Genomic DNA, 18,241 nt, shown 5'->3' with positions numbered 1-18,241 from the left:
GTGGAGGCCCTGCGCGCCGAGGCCGCGCGGCTCAACCAGACCGTCACCGCCGACCGCGCCACCATCGAGGCACGGCTGGCCGACATCGCCCGCCTGACCCAGCAGGTGCAGCAGCTCACCGCGCTGCGCGACGAGCTGGAGCGCCGCGCCGAGCAGGCCCTGGCCCGTGCCGGCAGCGAGGGCGAGGCGCGCGCGGCGGCCGAGGCGCAGAGCGGCGAGCATGCCCGGCTGGCCGAGAGCGCGCGGGCCCAGGTGGCGCTGCTGACGCGGCAGGTCACCGAGCTGCGCGACGAGATCGCCCGCGTCTCGGCCCTGCTGAGCCGCGAGGAGCAGGAAGGGCGCGACAAGGACGCGCAGATCACCCAGCTCGGCCAGCGGCTGAACGCCGCGCTGGCGGCGCGGGTCGAGGAGTTGCAGCGCTATCGCAGCGATTTCTTCGGCCGGCTGCGCGCGGTGCTGGGCGACCGGCCGGATGTCCGCATCGTCGGCGACCGCTTCGTCTTCCAGAGCGAGGTGCTCTTCCCGGTCGGCAGCGCCGAACTCTCCGCCACCGGCCGGCAGCAGCTGCAATCCCTGGCCAGGGAGCTGCTGGAGGTGAGCCGCCGCTTTCCGCCGGACCTGCCCTGGGTGCTGCGCGTCGACGGCCACGCCGATCGCAGCCCGATCCGCGGCAGCACGCGCTACGCCTCGAACTGGGAGCTCTCCTCCGCCCGCGCCATCGCCGTGGCGCAGCTGCTGATCGCGGAGGGCCTGCCGGCCGAGCATGTGGCGGCCACCGCCTTCGCCGAGCACCAGCCCCTCGACCCCGGCGACTCGCCCGAGGCCCTGGCCCGCAACCGCCGCATCGAGTTGCGGCTCACCGACCGCTGAGGCCGGCGCGTGGGACGATGCGGCGCCGAGACGAGGCGGGACCGGGGATTTTCCGACTTGCCGAGTTTGCTGTCAGGCACAGCGGATTCCGCCATCGGGGCGACGCCCCGCCAGTCGCCTCGCCGGCTTGTCCGTGACTTATCCCCAGGCTGATCCACCGGATCTGGGGATGAATGCGGGACCGCCCTGAGGGAACGCGACGGAGGCGGGGAATGGAGGGATCGCGCGGATATGCGAGAGGGGGGACTCGAACCCCCATGACCGAAGTCGGACGATTTTGAGTCGTCTGCGTCTACCGTTCCGCCACTCTCGCGGGCGCCGCGACGGCATAGCGCATGCCGGCCAGCGCGTCACGCGGTGATGCGGGGAGAGGGGGTCTGGCTCCGCCGCATGGCGCTTGACCCGTCCTCCCGCCGGCGCCAGCTTGCTCCGCCCGGACGGCCGTTCTGCCGAGGAGCCCGCATGAACCAGCTCGCCAAGCCTGTCGCGACGGCTGATGCCGTGAGCCTCGATCCCGTCTGGTGCCGCATCCGCGACGAGGCCCAGCGGGCGGCCGTGCAGGAGCCGGAGCTGGCGGGCTTCCTTCACGCCGCGGTGCTGCAGCACGACACGCTGGAATCCGCCCTGGCCGGACGGATCGCGGCGCGGCTGGAGCACGCCGACCTGCCGAGCGCGCTGCTGCGCCGCAGCCTGGAGCGCCATCTGGCCGAGGACCCGGCGCTGCGCCACGCCGTGCGCCGCGACATCCTGGCCGTGGTGGACCGCGACCCGGCCACCAGCCGCGCCTTGGAGCCCCTGCTCTACTACAAGGGCTTCCACGCGCTGGGCGCGCATCGCCTCGCCCATGCGCTGTGGCTGGAAGGCCGGCGCGACCTGGCGCTCTGGGTGCAGTCGCGCAGCTCGTCGGTGTTCCAGACCGATATCCACCCGGCGGTTCGCATGGGCCACGGCATCTTCCTCGATCATGCGACCGGCCTGGTCATCGGCGAGACGGCCCTGATCGAGGACGATGTCTCGCTGCTGCAGGGTGTGACGCTGGGCGGCACCGGCAAGGAATGCGGTGACCGTCATCCGAAGATCCGCCACGGGGTGCTGATCGGGGCCGGGGCGAAGGTGCTGGGCAATATCGAGGTGGGCGCCTGCGCCCGCGTCGCCGCCGGCTCGGTGGTGCTGAAGCCGGTGCCCTCGGGGTCCACGGTGGCCGGGGTGCCGGCCCGGGTCGTGGGCCAGGCGGGCTGCGCCGAGCCCTCGCGCGCCATGAACCAGATGCTGGATACCGGGTCGAACTGATGCCGCTGCTGATCGCGGCGCTCGCCGCGGCCGCCCCGCTCCTGGCCATGGCGTCGGAGCGGTGGGGCGGGCTGAACCCCTGCCTGCTCTGCCTCTGGCAACGCTGGCCCTACTGGATCGCCGCCGCCCTGGCGCTTGGCGCCCTGCTGCTGCCACGCCGGCTGATGCTCACCCTGGCGGGGATCGCGGTGCTGGCTTCCGCCGCCGTGGCGCTGGTGCATGTCGGGGTCGAGGCGCATTGGTGGCCCTCCCCCCTGCCCGGCTGCGCCGCGCCCAGCGCCGGCGGCGCGCGCAGCGTGGAGGATCTGATGAGCAGCCTCGCCGCCACCCCGGCCAAGCCCTGCGACGAGGCGACGTTCCTCATTCCCGGCCTGCCGGTCTCGATGGCGGCGATGAACCTGCTCTATGCCCTGGGGCTGGGCGGCTTCGCCCTGGCGATGGCGCGGCGACGGCGCTGAGCCGGCGGTTCCGCCTCAGCTCTCCAGCTCGGTGTCCCAGTAGAGATAGTCGCGCCAGCTTTCGTGCAGGTAGTTGGGCGGAAACATCCGTCCATTGTCCTGCAGTTCCCAGCTCGTCGGCTGGCGCGGCGTGTGGCGCGGGAACATGCGGATCTCCTGCGGCAGCTTCGAGCCTTTCCGCAGGTTGCAGGGGCCGCAGGCGGTGACGACATTCTCCCAGCTCGTGCGGCCGCCCCGGCTGCGCGGGATCACATGGTCGAAGGTCAGTTCCGGGGTCGGATGCTCCTGGCCGCAATAGACGCAGGAGAAGCCGTCGCGCAGGAAGACGTTGAAGCGGGTGAAGGCCGGACGCCGCGCCGCCGGGATGTACTCGCGCAGCGCGATGACGCTGGGCAGGCGGATCGTGTGGTTGGGCGAGCGGACGGCGGTCTCGTATTCCGATAGCACCGAGACGCGGTCAAGATAGACCGCCTTCACCGCGTCCTGCCATGACCACAGCGACAGAGGATAGTACGACAGCGGACGGAAATCCGCGTTCAGCACCAAGGCCGGGAAGCCGCCGGACCCAGTGCCGTGGCCTCCCAGTGACATCCCGTCAGGCAAACGCCGCTCCTTTCAAGCTGCGCGCCTCAAGCCATGGGGCCGGTCCGGTCGGGCAGGCCCCAGATTTCGTGGCGCCGCCGGTGTGCAGCGGATTCATGCCAGCCCCGCGCGACCGGCGCAACCACTCGCCTCGCAGGTTTCACGCCACGGTCACGCTGCCCCGCCCGGCCCCGCCGCCAGCCGTTGCAGGAACAGCGCTCCGGCCGAGAGGCCGGCCTCGTCGATGCCATGGGCCAGGCGCGGGGTGTAGAGCGACTCGACCGGGACCCCGGCGGCCCGCAGCGCCCGTTCGGCGGCGCGGCTCGCCTCGGCCGGAACCACCTCGTCCGCCTCGCCATGGACCAGCAGCACCGGCGGCCGGGCGCGGATCTCGGCGGCCAGGCTCTCCTCGCCGATCAGCCGGCCGGAATAGGCCAGGATGCCGGCCGGCGGCACGGCCCGGCGCAGGCCCGTATACAGCGCCATCATCGCGCCCTGGCTGAAGCCCATCAGCGCCACCGCGCCCGGCGGCAGGTCCGCCGCCACGCATTCGGCCTCGATCAGCGCGTCCAGCTGCGGCCGCGCGGACTGGATGCCGGCCAGCAGCGCCGCCGGGCTGCGGTCCTCCAGGCTGAACCATTGCCGGCCATAGGGGCCGCCGTCGCAATCCTGCGGCGCATGGGGCGCGATGAACAGCGCATCGGGCACCGCCTGCGCCCAGTGCGGCGCCAGGTCGATCAGGTCGTTGCCGTCGGCGCCGTAGCCGTGCAGCAGGAGGACGAGCATCCTCGCGGCGCCTCCCGACTTCGGTCCCCAACGCGGTCCATCCAGCCTGGCCATCCGGGCCTCCTCTTGCTGCGGTCAGGCTCCATCCGCTACGCGCGAAGCATCATGGCCGCAACCGTCGTCACGCGCTTCGCCCCCAGCCCGACCGGCCAGCTGCACCTGGGCCATGCGCACAGCGCCCTGCTCGGCTGGCGGCTGGCGCGCGAGACCGGCGGCCGCTTCCTGCTGCGCATCGAGGATATCGACCCGGTGCGCTGCCGGGCCGGGTTCATCGGCGGCATCGAGGAGGACCTCACCTGGCTCGGCCTCGACTGGGACGGGCCGGTGCGCCGCCAGTCCAGCCATCTGGACGAATACCGGGCCGTGCTCGACCGGCTGACCGATGCGGGGCTGCTCTACCCCTGCTTCTGCACCCGCGCCGAGATCGCCCGCGAGATCGCCGCCATCGGCCATGCGCCGCACGGGCCGGACGGTCCGCTCTACCCCGGCACCTGCCGCCATCTCACGCCGGCCGCGCGGGCCGGGCGCCTCGCCTCCGGCGCGCCCTATGCGCTGCGCCTCGACATGGCGGCGGCGCTGCGCCGGCTGAAGGGGCCGCTCTCCTTCCTGGAATGCGGCGAGGGCCGCCGCCGCTGCGATCCGGCCCGCTTCGGCGACGTGGTGCTGGCGCGGAAGGACATTCCCGCCTCCTACCACCTCTGCGTCACGCATGACGACGCCCTGCAGGGCGTGTCGCTGGTGACGCGGGGGGAGGACCTGCGCCCGGCGACCGATCTGCACCGCCTGTTGCAGGCGCTGCTCGGCTGGCCGGCGCCGCGCTACCGCCACCACCCCCTGCTGCTGGGCGCCGACGGGCGGCGCCTGTCGAAGCGCGACGGGGCGCCGACGCTGGCCGCCCTGCGGCAGGCGGGCCACAGCCCGGCCGAGGTGCGGGCGATGGCCCTGGCCGGCCAGCCTCAGCTGCGGCCGTAGGTGTCCTCGAAACGGACGATGTCGTCCTCGCCGAGATAGGCGCCGGACTGCACCTCGATCAGCGTCAGCGGGATCATGCCGGGGTTCTCCATGCGGTGCACGCAGCCCAGCGGCAGGTAGATGGACTCGTTCTCGCGCAGCATGATGCGCTCGGAATCCCGCTCGACGATGGCGGTGCCGGCCACCACCACCCAATGCTCAGCACGGTGGAAGTGCTTCTGCAGGGAGAGCTTGGCGCCGGGCTTGACCGAGATCTTCTTCACCTGGAAGCGGTCGCCCTTGATCAGCCCCTCGTAATGGCCCCAGGGGCGGTACATGCGGCGATGCTCGGTCGCCTCCTTCCGCCCGTGGGCCTTGAGCTGGCCGAGGAGGGTCTTGACCTCCTGCGCCCGGTCCCGGTGCATGGCCAGCACGGCATCGTCGGTGACGACGATCACCGCGTCCTCCAGCCCGACGACGGCGGTGAGCACGCCCTCGGTGCGGACGTAGCAGTTGCGGGCATCGAGCAGCTCGACCGGACCGGTCGTCGCATTGCCCGCCGCATCCTTCTCCGACACATCCCACAGCGCCGCCCAGGAGCCCACGTCGGACCAGCCGATGGCGGCCGGCACCACCACGGCGCGACGGGTCTTCTCCATCACCGCGTAGTCGATGGAGATGTCCGGCGCGGCCCGGAAGGCGGCGGGGTCGAGGCGGACGAAGTCGAGGTCGCGGGTCGAGGCGGCGACGGCGGCGCGGGCGGCGGCGAGCACCTCGGGCGCCAGCGCCTCCAGCTCCTCCAGCAGCGTGCGCGCGCTGGCGACGAACATGCCCGAGTTCCACAGGTGCCGCCCATCGGCCAGGAAGCCGGCGGCGGTGGCCGCGTCCGGCTTCTCGACGAAACGGGCGATGGTGGAGACGCCCTCCAGGCCGGCGACCGGCGCGCCGGTCTCGATATAGCCATAGCCGGTCTCGGGCGCGGTCGGCCGCATGCCGAAGGTGGCGATATGGCCGGCGCGGGCGGCGGCGGCGGCGCGCGTCAGGGCGGCGTGCAGGGCGGGCACGTCGCGGATCGCGGCATCGGCCGCCATCAGCCAGAGGATGGCCTCGGGATGCGCCTCCTGCGCCAGGACCGCGGCGACGGCGATGGCCGGGGCGCTGTTGCGGCCAACCGGCTCCAGCACGATGCGCGGCTCGGCCACGCCGCCGAGGCGGAGCTGCTCCGCCACCAGGAAGCGGTGCTCCTCGTTGCAGACGACGATCGGCGCGCGGAAGCCTGACCCCTCCGCCCGGGCGGCGGTCTCCTGCAGCATGGTGCGCTCGCTCAGCAGAGGCCAGAACTGCTTCGGGAAGCCTTCCCGCGACAGGGGCCAGAGGCGGCTGCCACTTCCTCCGCAGAGGATCACCGGCACAATCGGATCGGTTGGGGAGCCGGGCATGCAGTCAACCTTCGCTGGAATCATGGGACGAGGTTCTAAGGACCAGTCCAAAAAAAGAAAAGCCGCCCCGGTTGCAGCCGGGGCGGCCCATTGTTCACGACTTGGTGGAGGCTGTTAACCCGCCATCGCCGCTTCCTTCTTCTTGCGAAGGCCCGGCAGCAGCATCATGCCCAGCGCCAGGGCGGAGATCGCCAGCAGCACACCGGAGATCGGCCGCTCGACGAAGACCATCGGGTCACCGCGCGAGAGCAGCATGGCGCGGCGCAGGTGCTCCTCCATCATCGGGCCGAGCACGAAGCCGACCAGCAGCGGCGCCGGCTCCATCTTCAGCTTGGAGAAGACATAGCCGAGCACGGCGAAGAACACCGTCTGGTAGACGTCGAAGACGTTGTTGTTGATGGAGTACACGCCGATCGCGCAGAAGGTCAGGATCGCCGGGTACATGAATTTGTAAGGGACCTGCAGCAGCTTCACCCACATGCCGATCATCGGCAGGTTGATGACGAGCAGCATCAGGTTGCCGATCCACATGGAGCAGATCAGGCCCCAGAACAGGTCGGGCTGCGCCTCGACCATGCGCGGCCCGGGCTGGATGCCCTGGATGATCAGGGCGCCCACCATCAGCGCCATGACGGCGTTGGAGGGGATGCCCAGCGTCAGCAGCGGGATGAAGCTGGTCTGCGCCGCGGCGTTGTTCGCCGCCTCGGGACCGGCCACGCCCTCGATGGCGCCATTGCCGAACTCGTCACGCCCCTTGGAGAGCTTGCGCTCCATCATGTAGGAGCCGAAGGAGGCCAGCGAGGCGCCGCCACCGGGCAGGATGCCCAGCGCCGAGCCGATGATCGTGCCGCGGAGCACGGACGGCGTGGCGCGCTTCCATTCCTCCTTGGTCAGGAACAGGCTGCCGACCTTGGCGGAGAGCACCGAGCGGACCTCGGGACGCTCCAGGTTCAGGATGATCTCGGCGATGCCGAACACGCCCATGGCGATGGCGGCGAAGTTCAGGCCGTCCGACAGCTCGGGAATGCCGAAGGTGAAGCGCTGCTGACCGGTCTGCACGTCGGTGCCGACCAGGCCGAGCGCCACGCCCAGCACCACCATGCCCACCGACTTCACCACCGAGCCCTGCGCCAGCACGGCCGAAATGATCAGGCCCAGCAACATGAGCGAGAAGTAGTCGGCCGGTCCGAAGGACAGCGCCACCTGGGTCAGCAGCGGACCCGAGGCGGCGACGAGGATGGTGGCGACGGAACCGGCGAAGAAGGAGCCCAGCGCCGAGATGGCCAGCGCCGCGCCGGCGCGGCCGTTGCGCGCCATCTTGTAGCCTTCCAGCGTGGTCACCACCGAGGAGACCTCGCCCGGCAGGTTCAGCAGGATGGCGGTGGTCGAGCCACCATACTGGGCACCGTAGTAGATGCCGGCCAGCATGATGATGGCCGTGACCGCCGGCTGGCCGAAGGTGATCGGCAGCAGCAGGGAGATGGTCGCGACCGGCCCGATACCCGGCAGCACGCCGATGGCCGTGCCGATGAAGGCGCCGAGCAGCGCGAAGAGCAGGTTGTCGAAGCTGAGCGCGACACTGAAGCCGTGCGCCAGGTTGGCGAGAAGAAGTTCCATGGTCGTCCCTGTGCCTCAGAAGGTCGGCCAGACGTTCACGCGGATGTCGAGCTCATAGATGAACACCCACCAGCAGAGGGCCAGCAGGAACACCACGCAGCCCAGCACGCCGAGGGGCCTGTGCTCCGGATCGGCCAGGGCCGAGACGACCACCATGGCGGTGATGGCCAGGAACAGGCCGCCCTGGTCCAGCAGCACGCCGAAGACGGTCATCGCCGCCAGGATCACCGCCATCTTCCGCCAGCCCGGGCTGACCGCCATGATGGCGGCGCCGATGCACATGGCGATGCCCAGCGCGTACCAGTTGGCGGACAAGGCCGGGATCGCCGCCAGCATCGGATAGGCGAAGATGGCCACCGCGACGCCGACGAAGAGCGTGGTGAAGTCGAGCTTGGTCCACTTCTCCAGCGGGTCGAGGCCGCCGAAGAAGGAGGTGACCAGGACAATCATCCCCAGCCCGAGTTCCAGCCAGAAAACGAGCATCGGCATGTAGCCGGGGCCCATGCGTCGCGCCGAGCCCAGCGTGTGCTCGGTGTTCAGCCAAAGGCCGATTGCCGCCAGCAGCACCAGAAAGATGCCGGAGGCAAGGTCTTTCGCGTTAATCCTCATGCCGATCCCTTCTTGAACCCGCGCGCCGGAGGCACGCCCCTGTGCACTGGGCACTGAAGGGCCCTGTCAGATGCCGGGGCCCTTGTCGTGATGCTTTAGCTCTTTGATGGCAGGTTGGGTCCGGACGGCCTTTGCCATCCGGGCCTCGCTTATCGTGGAAGGGCTGGTCTGTCAGGCGTCCTGCCGGCTCTGCGCGGCGGCGCCGGAAGCGTCACGCCGTCAGTCTTGGGACATGTCCCGGCAACGCCCTGCTTCTTACCCTCCCCTTCCTTATCGTCGGAATGCCGCGCAACCTATGGCACGGCGCCGCGCATCGGCAAGGCGCGTGAATATTATGGACGAAAGTTCATCTTACTGCAGCGCAATAAAGTTAGCCCCGTCGCATCCAATGCGTCTCGAATGGGAAGTTTTCATTGATGAAGCGCGATAATCTGACCAACGACCCCTCCCGCAGGTTGCGGGACTCCAGCCGGGCACTCGCCCCCGCGCTGATCGCCCTGCGTCGGGACCTGCACGCCCATCCGGAACTGGCCTTCGAGGAGCGGCGCACCGCCGGCCTCGTCGCCGCCGAACTCGGCCGCCTCGGCATCCCGCACCGCACCGGCGTCGGCCGCACCGGCGTGCTGGGCATGATCGAGGGCGGGCTGCCCGGCCCGACGCTGGCCATCCGGGCCGACATGGACGCGCTGCCGATCCAGGAGGAGACCGGCCTGCCCTTCGCCAGCGCCGTCCCCGGCAAGATGCATGCCTGCGGCCACGACATCCACACCGTCACCCTGCTCGGCGTCGCCGCGCTGCTCCAGGAGATGGCGCCGCAGCTCGCCGGCCGCGTCGCGCTGGTGTTCCAGCCGGCGGAGGAGACGCTGGAGGGCGCGGCGGCGATGATCGCCGATGGCGCGGCCGAGGGGCTCGACATGGCGCTTGGCTTCCACAACCATCCCGACATGCCCGTCGGCAGCCTCGGCTTCGTGCGCGGCGCCTGCCTCGCCGCCGCCGACCGCTTCGACCTCGTGCTGCGCGGCCGCTCGGGCCATGCCGCGCATCCCTATGCCGCCGTGGACCCGATCGTCGCCGCGGCCCATTTCGTCACCCAGGCGCAGACCGTCGTCTCGCGCGAGGTCCGGCCGCTGCATCCGGCCGTCGTCACCATCGGCCAGTCGACCGGCGGCACCACCTACAACATCATCCCCGAGCGGGTGCATCTGAAGGGTTCGGTCCGCACCCTGCACCCCGCGGCGCGGGACACGGCGGAAGCGGCGCTGCGCCGCCTGGCCGAGGGCATCGCCACCGGGCTGCGCGTCACCGCCAGCATGGAGTATCAGCGCATGGTGCCGCCGCTGGTGAACGACGACCGCGTGCTCGAACCGGCGGTCGCCGCGCTGGCCGCCCAGTTCGGCGAGGCCGCGCTGCTGGAGGGCGAGCCCAGCATGGGCTCGGAGGATTTCTCCGCCTTCGCCGAGCGGGTTCCGGCCTTCCAGCTTCGCATCGGCGCCGGCGCCCCCGGCCGCGCGGATCGCCTGCACAACGCCGATTACCAGCCCGACGAGGCCTGCATCCCCAACGGCGTCGAGGCGCTCTCGCGCATCGCCCTCGACCTGCTGTCGCGCCACAACTGAAAGGAATCGAACGGATGAAGATCTGTGTGTTCGGGGCGGGGGCGATCGGCGGCCATCTCGCCGCGCGCCTGGCGCTCGGCGGCGCCGAGACCAGCGTCGTGGCGCGCGGGCCGCAACTGGCGGCGATCCGCGAGAAGGGCCTGACCATCCAGGCGCCCGACGGCCACCACACGGTGCGCTTGGCGGCGGACAGCGCCGCGGCGCTGGGGCCGCAGGATGCCGTCATCGTCACCGTCAAGGCGCCCTCCCTGCCGCAGGTGGCGGCGGCGATCGGCCCCCTGCTCGGGCCGGACACCACCGTGGCCTTCGTGATGAACGGCATCCCCTGGTGGTACTTCGACCGGCACGGCGGCGATCTCGAGGGCCGCCGGCTGCCGGCGATCGATCCGGGCGAGGCGGTGCGGCAGGCGGTGGGCATCGACCGCACCCTGGGCGGCGTGGTCTATTCCGCCTGCACCGTCACCGAGCCGGGCGTGATCAAGGTGGAGCACGCCAGCAACCGCGTCATCCTGGGCGAGCCGGACGGGCGCGACAGCCCGCGCGCCCGCGCCATCGCCGAGGCGCTGAGCGCCGGCGGCATCTCGGGCGAGGTGACGGACGCCATCCGGCGGGAAGTCTGGGCCAAGCTGATGGGCAATCTGGCGCAGGGGCCCTTCACCATTCTCTCGCGCCAGGGCATCGGCCCGACCCTCGCCGAGCCGGCGGTGCGCGCGGCGATCCTGCGCGCCATGAAGGAGGCCATGGCGGTGGCCGCGGCCCTCGGCCATCCCTTCGAGTACGACCTGGAGAAGCGCGTCGCCGGTTCCGCCAAGCTGGCGCACAAGCCCTCCATCCTGCAGGATCTGGAGCTGGGCCGGCCGATGGAGGTCGAGGCGCTGTTCCGCACGCCGTTGCAGCTGGCCCGCCTTGCCGGGGTGGAGACGCCGACCCTCGACCTCTCCGTGGCCCTCGCCACCCAGGCGGCCACCGCCGCCGGACTCTACGCGCCGCCCGCCTGACCGGAGCGAAACCGCCGGGGCGGCCTCGTCACGCCCCGGCCGGCAGCGCCGACTGCCCCAGCACCCAGCCTTCCCAGCGCCGCACCCAGGGATCCGCAGGCACGAAATCCGGCCGGGCGCCCTCCAGCACGCCGATGACGCAGAGCAGGCCGAGCAGGCTGTCGAACCGGTCCTCGCCCGCCGCATCCGCGCCGAAGCCATCGTCCAGCGCCGCCGCCAGCGCGGGATCCGCCGACACGTCCAGCCTCACCATCGCCAGCCGCAGGGCGGGCGCGGCGGCGCGGCGCACCTCGGGGACGCGTTTGCTGCCCCCGAGCACGAGGCCGAGATGGCGCAGGGCCTCGGCGGGATAGGTTTCCGCCAGCACCGCGCGGCCCGGCGCCAGCAGCGCGCGGACGGAGCCCTCGAAGGGCCAGAGGCGGAGCGGCACGCCCGCCGCCAGCGCGGGGTGGAGCCAGTCGCGCCAGGCCGAGATCGCCGCCTTGCCGGTCTGGTTGGCGCCGAGCGTCCAGAAGAGCGGGGCGCCGGCGGGGCGCTCGGCGGTCGCCAGATCGCAGAGGCGGCAGAGGGCGCGCGGCCCCTCCAGGCCCAGCGCCGCCGCATGGGCGGCGCGCGTCATGCCGCGCAGGCCGCGCGCCGGGTAGAAGGGGCGCGCCGGCGACACCGTCTCGAGCCCGGCGCTGACCTCGAAGAAACCAGGGGTCTCGCCGAGGCCGCGCAGGAAGGCCGGGAAGCTCTCCTCCGGCCGGGTCGCGGCATAGGCGCGCGGCAGGCCGAGCGGCAGGTCGAGCCCGAACAGCAGCGGGTGGCCCTCCGCCAGCAGACGCGCGGTGAGCGCCGCCGGATCGCCCACGGGGCGGGGCGCGCCGGCGCGCCAGCCCGCCGCGTCCCGGCGCGCCAGCGTCACCCAGCGCTTGCGGGGGTCGATGCTCCAGTCGGCATGGGCGGCCAGCACGGTGCCGGCCTCCTGCTCCGGGCTCAGCCGATCGGCCGCTGCGCCCGCTCCAGCAGGCGGGCGAAGAAGCCCGGCTTCTTCGGCTCGCTGGCCTTGGCCGCGGCCGCGGTGGCCTGTTCGCGCTCCTGCGCCTTCATGGACAGCCACTTCTCCAGGCTGACCCCGGCCTTGGCGGCGCGCTTCGCCTCATAGGCGCGCTGCCCTTCCGTCAGCTTCGGCTGACCCTTCGCCTTCTCCGCCATGATCCCTCATCCTCGCGGCACCCACGCCGGCAGGGTGAATGCCGCGCGGCAGGGCCCGCCGCAAGGGGTTGCATCTGGCGCCCGCCACGTCACTCTTTCCGGCATGGAAGCAAGGGTGAAGGCCGGGCTCTGGGCCCAGATGGCGTTGCGGCTGGCCGATCAGTCGGGCCGGTCCGGCATGGTGCTGCGCAAGGGAGACCCCGATTCCGGCGGCATCCTCTGCCTGCTGCGTGGGCGCGAGGGCTGCGTCGTGCTCAGCCAGGCCCGCGACGGCGAGGGGCGCGCGGCCTGGATGCGCGGCTCCGGCCCCCGGCCGGTGCCGGAGGCGGAGGCGGATGCCTATGTGGCGCGGCAGGTGCAGCGCGATCCGGATCTCTGGGTCCTGGAATTCGACGCGCCGGACCTGTTGCCGCCCTTCGAGGCCCGGATCCTGTAGCGCCTCCGTTCAGAACAGGATGTCGATCTGGGTGGCATCCACCGTCCCGGCGCCGAGGAAGCCGAAGCTGGCGGTGGCCTCGTCACCCAGGGCGCCGTTCCAGGCGGCGTTGCGGATCACATAGCCCTCCGCATCGCGCGCGACGATCTCGGCATTCCAGATCTGCGTGATCTCGTAGGGCATGTCGAGGCGCAGCTGCCAGCCCTGCACCGCAGCCGGACCGTGATTGACCACGGCGACGCCACCCTGGAAGCCGGTGCTCCAGCTGTTGGTCAGGCTGAAGGCGGCCTCCAGCCCCCCCTCCCCGGACGGCGGCGTCACGGGCGGCGTCACGGGCGGGGTGGTGGTGCCATCGTCGTCCAGGATGGTCCCCGTCCCGCTCATATCGCCCGCGGTGGCGCCGCGCGGATTGGACAGGACGAGGGAGAGCGTCTCGTCCGCCTCGGCCAGGGTGTCGGCGGTGACGGCGACGGTGACGATCTTGCTGGTCTCGCCGGGCTCGAAGCGAAGCGTGCCGCTCGCCGGCGCGAAGTCGGCTGCGCCGGCGGTGCCGGCGACGGTGGCGTAATCCACCAGCACCGCGTTGTCGGACGCCGCCGAGAGGGTGACGGTGAAGCTCAGCCGGTTCGCATCGCCCGCCGTGCCGCCATCCTGCGGCAGGTCGCCCAGGTCGAACTGCAGGGGCTCCAGCCGCTCCACCTTGGCGGCGATCACCGTCGTCCAGTCGTCGGCGAGGATGCCGCCGGTATCGCCCGAATTCGGGTTCCAGGACCACCAGGTCCAGCTCATGCCCTGCTGCCCGGCGGGGATGTCGATGCTGCCGTCGGCGTCCAGATCGCCCGCGAGATAGGCGGTGATCCTGTCGAGCCAGGCGAGATCCTTGGCGTCCTGCAGCTTGCTGCCGAACTCGCCGAGGAAGACCGGCGCGATGCCCTCCCTGTAGATGTAGCCCCACATCTGGTCGAACTTGGCGGTCAGCTGCGCCTCCCAGCCGGCCTGCTGGAACCAGGGCTGGGCGAAGATCGAGTTCGGGTAGTCATGCGCGGAATAGACCAGCTTGTCCGCGACATCGAGCACGATCGGGCGGTCCCGCACCCCCATCAGATTGCCGCCCCACCAGTAGTTCTCGCCCTGGTGGCTGCCGACGCCCTCGACAAAGATCAGCCAGTCCGGATTGCTGGCCAGCACGGCGTTGCCGGCGCGCTCGGCCGCCGCCGCCCAGTCATTGGCGCCACCGCCGCCCCAGCTTCCGTTGTACGGCTCGTTGTGCAGATCGGCGCCGATCACCGTGGCGTCGCCGGCATAGCGCGCGGCGAGCATCGTCCAGTCGGCGATCCACTGCGCCTCGGTATGGCTGCCCTCGTACCACAAGCCGCTGCCCGAGGTGCCGGCGCCGGCGCTGCTGCGGTGGTGGTCGAGGATGATGCGCAGCCCGATCTCGCCGGCGTAGTCGATGATCCGGTCCATCACCTGAAGACCGGACAGGCCCTGCAGATCGGCGTTCTTGGAGAAGTCGATGCCGTTCGGCGCCGCCGTGGTGTGCAGCAGCTCGGAGGAGAAGGGCAGGCGGATGGTGTTGAACCCCTCCGCCTTCATCTGGTCCATCATCTCCCTGTAGCCGCGCGCCCAGAGGCCATGCGGCGCGAAGTTCGTCGATTCCAGGCCGAACCAGTTGACCCCGGCGATCTTCACGACCTGCCCCGCGGCATCGACGATCTGGTTGCCCGCGGTGCTGAGGAAGCCCTCCGCCGCGCCGCCGCCGCCAGGACCGCCATGGCCGGGATCGCCCTCGGCCACGCTGGCATCGCCCACGGAAAGGCTGGGCAGCGGCGCGGGCGGCGCCACGTCGTCGTTGCGGATCGTGCCGATCGCCTCGGCATCAGCCAGGGTGGCGCCCACGGGGGAGGAGAGGCGCAGCAGCAGGGCCTCGTCCGCCTCCACCGCCGCATCGCCGGTCACGGTGACGCGGATGGTCCGGCTGGTCTCGCCCGGCGCGAAGGTGAGTCGCCCTTGCGTCGCGACGTAATCCTGCCCGGCCAGGGCGGTGCCGTCGGCCGTCGCGTAGTCCACGGTCACGCTGCCGGCGGCGGGCCTGTCAAGCGTGACGGTGAAGACCAGCTCGCGCGTGCCCGCCTGCCCCTCCTCGATCGCGGCATCGGCCACCGTGATGGCCGGCGGCGTGGCGGGAGGCGCCGGCGGCTCGCCGCCCTGGGTCTCGCCGTTCAGCGCGAGGCCGCGCGCGGTGCTGTCCGCGCCTGCGGCCTGGAAGCCGAAGCTGGCCGTCCCGCCCGGCGGGACCGCGGCGTTCCAGCCCAGGTTGCGCAGCACGTAATGCGTGCCCACCCGGCTGACGATCTCGGCGCCCCAGAGATTGGTGATCTCGAAGCCGGCATCGAAGGCCACGGTCCAGCCGTTCAGGGCCGCGTCGCCGGCCAGCACGGCCATGTTGCCGATGAAGCCGCCATCCCAGCGGCTGGGCACGGCGTAGCTCAGGGTCGCAGGCACAATCGTCTCTCCGTGACGCCAGGGCGGTAGGGGAGACTAAGCAATTCCGAACCGTTTACGCAAAATATAAAAAGAAAATTCTACTTTTAGCTGAATTTCTTCGATGCCCCCGGGAGGAGGAGTTGCCCCGCCTCCCGGAAGGACACGGCATCAGGCCGAGGCCATCCTCACCGGCGGCACCAGATCGGCGGGCAGCGGGCAGACATAGGGCGTCTCGGCCGTGCGGGCCGCCTGGTCGGCCTTGGCGCGCTCGACCAGGCCAGGATCCCGCAGGGCCTCCACGGCGACGCCGGCCATCACCTTGGCGACATGCACCATGCCCTTGTGCGCCAGGGGCGTCTTGCCCTGCGCCGTCAGCTGCCAGGAATGGCCCGGGGTGCCGATGGCATAGGTGGCGCCGCGCGCCTGCACCGTGGGCACCACCCAGGAGACATCCCCGACATCGGTCGAGCCGACCATCGCCGCGCCCTTGGCCTCCAGCGGGATGATCTCATCGGCCAGCGGCACGCCGCGGCGCACCGGCACGCCCATGCGGCGAAAGGCCGAGGCGATGTCCTCATCCGACAGCGTCTTCTGGAACTCGGCGGCGAGCGCCCGGTCGGCCTCGTCGAAGGGCGGCGGCCCGAGGCGCTCCAGCTGGCTCTGCATCGCCCGCTCCAGCGGCAGGTTGCCGAGCAGGTTGGAGACGGCGGACACGACCCGCGTCGTCACCGTCGTCTCCGTCATCAGCGCCGCCCCGTCGGCGATCTTGCGCACGCGCGCCACCAGCGTCTGCAGCTCCGGCAGGTCGTTGGCGCGGATCAGGTAGCGCACCTTGGCCGTGCCCTGGACGACATTCGGCGCGATGCCGCCGGCATCCAGATAGGCGTAGTGGATGCGCGCGTCGCTCGGCATGTGCTCGCGCATGTAGTTGACGCCGACATTCATCAGCTCGACGGCATCGAGCGCGCTGCGGCCCAGATGCGGCGCGGCGGCGGCGTGGCTGGAACGGCCGGTGAAGCTGAAGTCGATGCGGGTATTGGCCAGCGAGCGGGCCTCGTTCACCGCCGCGAAGGGCGCGGGATGCCAGGAGATGGCGATATCGACGTCATCGAAGCAGCCCTCGCGGACCATGAAGGCCTTGGCCGCGCCACCCTCCTCGGCCGGGCAGCCGTAATAGCGCACGCGGCCCTGGATGCCCTGGGAGGCCAGCCAGTCCTTCACCGCCGTGGCCGCCAGCATAGCGCCGGCCCCAAGCAGGTTGTGGCCGCAGCCATGACCGGCGCCATCGCCCGGCAACGGCCGGTGTTCGGCCACGCCGGCTTCCTGGCTGAGGCCCGGCAGCGCGTCGTACTCGCCCAGGATGGCGATGACCGGGCCGCCCTCCCCCGCCTCGCCCATCACGGCGGTCGGGATGCCGGCCAGCCGCTCGGTGACGCGGAAGCCGTGCGCCTCCAGCGCCGCCTTGTGCTCGGCGCAGGACCGCACCTCGGCATAGGCCAGTTCGGGCATCTCCCAGACCCGGTCGCTCAACGCGATGAAGGCCTGCTGGTGCTGCTCGACCAGGCGCCAGATCTCATCGGTGTTCTGCACGGACCATCCTCCATCAACAACCAGGGGCAACAACCAGGGGCGGCCAGGGTGCGGCGGCGGGGCGGAAATGTCGAGGCGAGGGTCCGGCGTCCTTGACCTGCTATTAAGTATCAGTAACGTCTCGCGCCAGAAGTTCAGGCCCGGAACCGTCAGATCATGCCCTTCCGCCCGCTGCGTGTCGCCCTCGGCGCCCTGGTGCTCGCCCTCGCCGCTCCCGCAGCCCGGAGCGCGGAGGTGAACCTCTACACCACGCGCGAGCCCGGCCTGATCCGGCCGCTGCTGGACCGCTTCACCCAGGAGACCGGCACGACCGTCAACACGGTCTTCGTCCAGGGCGGCCTGGCCGAGCGGCTGGCGGCGGAAGGCGCGCGCTCCCCGGCCGACCTCGCCATGGTGGTCGATATCGGCAACCTGATGGAGCTGGTGGACCGGGATCTGGCGCAGCCGGTGCAGTCCGCCACCCTCACGGCCGCCGTTCCCTCCGCGCTGCGGGGCGCGGACGGGCGCTGGTTCGCGCTCTCCACCCGCGCCCGCGCCCTCTATGTCTCGCGCGAGCGGGTGAGCGAGGCCGACGCGGCCAGCCTGACCTACGAGGATCTGGCCGATCCGCGCTTCCGCGGCAAGGTGTGCATCCGCTCCGGCCAGCACCCCTACAACACGGCCCTTTTCGCCGCCCTGCTGATCAAGCATGACGAAGCCTGGCTGCGCACCTACCTGACCGGCGTGAAGGCCAATCTGGCCCGCCGCGCCGCCGGCGGCGACCGCGAGGTGGCCCGCGACATCATGGCCGGCCTCTGCGACGTCGGCGTCGCCAACACCTACTACATGGGCCTGATGCTGGCCGGGCGCGGCGGCGACGAGCAGCGCCGGTGGGCGCAGGCCGTGCGGGTGGTGCTGCCGGCGGACGGTGCCATGGTGAACATCTCCGGCGCCGTGGTCGCCAGGCATGCGCCGAACCGCGCCGAGGCGGTGAAGCTGCTGGAGTTCCTGGTCTCGCCCGAGGCGCAGGCACTCTACGCCGAGATGAACTTCGAATACCCGGTCCGCGCCGACGCGCCGCTGCACCCCATCACCGCCGGCTTCGGTCCGCAGCAGGCCCTGGCCGTGTCGCTGCCCGAGATCGCGGCCAAGCGCGTGCAGGCCAGCCGCATCGTCGACGAGGTCGGCTTCGACCGCTAAGGCGGACCAGGCCTCGGCCCGCGGAGTCGTCCGGCGGGCCTGCTCGCCCGCCGGCCCTGCCGGGCATCTCGTTCATGCGGCGGCATCGGCCCCGCTCTCCTGCTCCCTGGCGCGGACCATTCCTCGCCGTCTGGCT

17 protein-coding genes and 1 tRNA gene are annotated in these 18,241 nt (G+C 71.5%); 8 read left to right on the top strand and 10 right to left on the bottom strand.

Annotation, left to right across the window (positions count from 1 at the left end; all coding sequences use genetic code 11):
• Positions 1–870: peptidoglycan -binding protein (locus ACVMLK_RS08745; protein WP_457486192.1), on the top strand; the 870-nt coding region annotated here is incomplete at its 5' end.
• 232 nt (positions 871–1,102) lie between these two features.
• On the opposite strand, the gene ACVMLK_RS08740 is transcribed toward ACVMLK_RS08745, so the two are convergent.
• Positions 1,103–1,183 (bottom strand) — tRNA-Leu (locus ACVMLK_RS08740).
• Positions 1,184–1,332: 149 nt separating this feature from the next.
• On the opposite strand from ACVMLK_RS08740, the gene cysE reads away from it, so the two are divergent.
• Positions 1,333–2,160 carry a serine O-acetyltransferase gene (gene cysE / locus ACVMLK_RS08735; RefSeq protein WP_198367421.1) on the top strand — a complete coding sequence of 276 codons (828 nt, stop codon included), beginning with the start codon at positions 1,333–1,335 and terminating at the stop codon, positions 2,158–2,160.
• Positions 2,160–2,618: a disulfide bond formation protein B gene (locus tag ACVMLK_RS08730; RefSeq protein WP_198367422.1), complete on the top strand. Its 459-nt coding sequence runs from the start codon at positions 2,160–2,162 to the stop codon at positions 2,616–2,618. The genes cysE and ACVMLK_RS08730 overlap by 1 nt, the downstream gene beginning before the upstream one ends.
• Positions 2,619–2,633: 15 nt before the next feature.
• Here ACVMLK_RS08730 and ACVMLK_RS08725 read toward each other — a convergent pair whose 3' ends face one another.
• Both ACVMLK_RS08725 and ACVMLK_RS08720 read right to left on the bottom strand, forming a co-directional pair.
• Positions 2,634–3,221: an HNH endonuclease gene (locus ACVMLK_RS08725; protein WP_370592050.1), complete on the bottom strand. Its 588-nt coding sequence runs from the start codon at positions 3,219–3,221 to the stop codon at positions 2,634–2,636.
• A 150-nt stretch (positions 3,222–3,371) separates the two neighbouring features.
• On the bottom strand, positions 3,372–3,986 hold the full coding sequence (locus ACVMLK_RS08720) for an alpha/beta hydrolase (RefSeq protein ID WP_422923295.1): 615 nt from the start codon (positions 3,984–3,986) through the stop codon (positions 3,372–3,374).
• Positions 3,987–4,091: 105 nt separating this feature from the next.
• On the opposite strand from ACVMLK_RS08720, the gene gluQRS reads away from it, so the two are divergent.
• Positions 4,092–4,958 carry a tRNA glutamyl-Q(34) synthetase GluQRS gene (gene gluQRS, locus ACVMLK_RS08715; protein WP_457486191.1) on the top strand — a complete coding sequence of 289 codons (867 nt, stop codon included), beginning with the start codon at positions 4,092–4,094 and terminating at the stop codon, positions 4,956–4,958.
• Here the strand turns inward: gluQRS and ACVMLK_RS08710 are convergent.
• The 3 genes from ACVMLK_RS08710 to ACVMLK_RS08700 form a co-directional block, all read right to left on the bottom strand.
• On the bottom strand, positions 4,943–6,376 hold the full coding sequence (locus ACVMLK_RS08710) for a mannose-1-phosphate guanylyltransferase/mannose-6-phosphate isomerase (RefSeq protein ID WP_457486190.1): 1,434 nt from the start codon (positions 6,374–6,376) through the stop codon (positions 4,943–4,945). The genes gluQRS and ACVMLK_RS08710 overlap by 16 nt on opposite strands.
• Before the next feature lie 114 nt (positions 6,377–6,490).
• On the bottom strand, positions 6,491–7,993 hold the full coding sequence (locus ACVMLK_RS08705; RefSeq protein ID WP_457486189.1) for a tripartite tricarboxylate transporter permease: 1,503 nt from the start codon (positions 7,991–7,993) through the stop codon (positions 6,491–6,493).
• Between the two features lie 15 nt (positions 7,994–8,008).
• On the bottom strand, positions 8,009–8,602 hold the full coding sequence (locus tag ACVMLK_RS08700; RefSeq protein WP_198367427.1) for a hypothetical protein: 594 nt from the start codon (positions 8,600–8,602) through the stop codon (positions 8,009–8,011).
• Between the two features lie 416 nt (positions 8,603–9,018).
• On the opposite strand from ACVMLK_RS08700, the gene ACVMLK_RS08695 reads away from it, so the two are divergent.
• Together ACVMLK_RS08695 and ACVMLK_RS08690 are read left to right on the top strand one after the other, a co-directional pair.
• Complete coding sequence (locus tag ACVMLK_RS08695) at positions 9,019–10,218, top strand: M20 metallopeptidase family protein (protein ID WP_457486188.1); 1,200 nt, start codon at positions 9,019–9,021, stop codon at positions 10,216–10,218.
• A gap of 14 nt (positions 10,219–10,232) precedes the next feature.
• A complete protein-coding gene (locus ACVMLK_RS08690) occupies positions 10,233–11,216 on the top strand; it encodes a ketopantoate reductase family protein (protein WP_457486187.1) in 984 nt (327 codons plus the stop codon).
• Positions 11,217–11,244: 28 nt separating this feature from the next.
• Here ACVMLK_RS08690 and ACVMLK_RS08685 read toward each other — a convergent pair whose 3' ends face one another.
• Together ACVMLK_RS08685 and ACVMLK_RS08680 are read right to left on the bottom strand one after the other, a co-directional pair.
• Positions 11,245–12,171, bottom strand: coding sequence for a hypothetical protein (locus ACVMLK_RS08685; RefSeq protein ID WP_457486186.1), 927 nt, complete (start codon positions 12,169–12,171; stop codon positions 11,245–11,247).
• Between the two features lie 23 nt (positions 12,172–12,194).
• Positions 12,195–12,413 (bottom strand): hypothetical protein, encoded by a 219-nt coding sequence (locus ACVMLK_RS08680; RefSeq protein ID WP_198367431.1) that lies wholly within the window; start codon positions 12,411–12,413, stop codon positions 12,195–12,197.
• 103 nt (positions 12,414–12,516) lie between these two features.
• Between ACVMLK_RS08680 and ACVMLK_RS08675 the strand changes: the two genes are divergently transcribed.
• Positions 12,517–12,849, top strand: coding sequence for a DUF1491 family protein (locus tag ACVMLK_RS08675; RefSeq protein ID WP_198367432.1), 333 nt, complete (start codon positions 12,517–12,519; stop codon positions 12,847–12,849).
• A gap of 9 nt (positions 12,850–12,858) precedes the next feature.
• Here ACVMLK_RS08675 and ACVMLK_RS08670 read toward each other — a convergent pair whose 3' ends face one another.
• Together ACVMLK_RS08670 and ACVMLK_RS08665 are read right to left on the bottom strand one after the other, a co-directional pair.
• The gene (locus ACVMLK_RS08670; RefSeq protein WP_457486185.1) at positions 12,859–15,354 is read right to left on the bottom strand and encodes a cellulase family glycosylhydrolase; all 2,496 of its coding nucleotides are present in this window, start codon (positions 15,352–15,354) and stop codon (positions 12,859–12,861) included.
• 150 nt (positions 15,355–15,504) lie between these two features.
• Positions 15,505–16,926: a M20 family metallopeptidase gene (locus tag ACVMLK_RS08665; protein ID WP_457486184.1), complete on the bottom strand. Its 1,422-nt coding sequence runs from the start codon at positions 16,924–16,926 to the stop codon at positions 15,505–15,507.
• Positions 16,927–17,082: 156 nt separating this feature from the next.
• On the opposite strand from ACVMLK_RS08665, the gene ACVMLK_RS08660 reads away from it, so the two are divergent.
• Positions 17,083–18,105, top strand: coding sequence for an extracellular solute-binding protein (locus ACVMLK_RS08660; RefSeq protein WP_457486183.1), 1,023 nt, complete (start codon positions 17,083–17,085; stop codon positions 18,103–18,105).
• Positions 18,106–18,241: the final 136 nt, after the last annotated feature.

Source organism: Teichococcus aerofrigidensis (genome assembly GCF_054073225.1).
The sequence above is the reverse complement of the archived record's forward strand: the minus strand, read 5'-3'. Positions and strand labels throughout refer to the sequence as shown.

Coding starts and splice junctions, on each gene's coding strand:
- ACVMLK_RS08710 (WP_457486190.1), bottom strand. CDS start 6,376: ATGCCCGGCTCCCCAACCGATCCGATTGTGCCGGTGATCCTCTGCGGA.
- ACVMLK_RS08680 (WP_198367431.1), bottom strand. CDS start 12,413: ATGGCGGAGAAGGCGAAGGGTCAGCCGAAGCTGACGGAAGGGCAGCGC.
- ACVMLK_RS08690 (WP_457486187.1), top strand. CDS start 10,233: ATGAAGATCTGTGTGTTCGGGGCGGGGGCGATCGGCGGCCATCTCGCC.
- ACVMLK_RS08700 (WP_198367427.1), bottom strand. CDS start 8,602: ATGAGGATTAACGCGAAAGACCTTGCCTCCGGCATCTTTCTGGTGCTG.
- cysE (WP_198367421.1), top strand. CDS start 1,333: ATGAACCAGCTCGCCAAGCCTGTCGCGACGGCTGATGCCGTGAGCCTC.
- ACVMLK_RS08660 (WP_457486183.1), top strand. CDS start 17,083: ATGCCCTTCCGCCCGCTGCGTGTCGCCCTCGGCGCCCTGGTGCTCGCC.
- ACVMLK_RS08720 (WP_422923295.1), bottom strand. CDS start 3,986: ATGCTCGTCCTCCTGCTGCACGGCTACGGCGCCGACGGCAACGACCTG.
- ACVMLK_RS08695 (WP_457486188.1), top strand. CDS start 9,019: ATGAAGCGCGATAATCTGACCAACGACCCCTCCCGCAGGTTGCGGGAC.
- ACVMLK_RS08705 (WP_457486189.1), bottom strand. CDS start 7,993: ATGGAACTTCTTCTCGCCAACCTGGCGCACGGCTTCAGTGTCGCGCTC.
- gluQRS (WP_457486191.1), top strand. CDS start 4,092: ATGGCCGCAACCGTCGTCACGCGCTTCGCCCCCAGCCCGACCGGCCAG.
- ACVMLK_RS08675 (WP_198367432.1), top strand. CDS start 12,517: ATGGAAGCAAGGGTGAAGGCCGGGCTCTGGGCCCAGATGGCGTTGCGG.
- ACVMLK_RS08730 (WP_198367422.1), top strand. CDS start 2,160: ATGCCGCTGCTGATCGCGGCGCTCGCCGCGGCCGCCCCGCTCCTGGCC.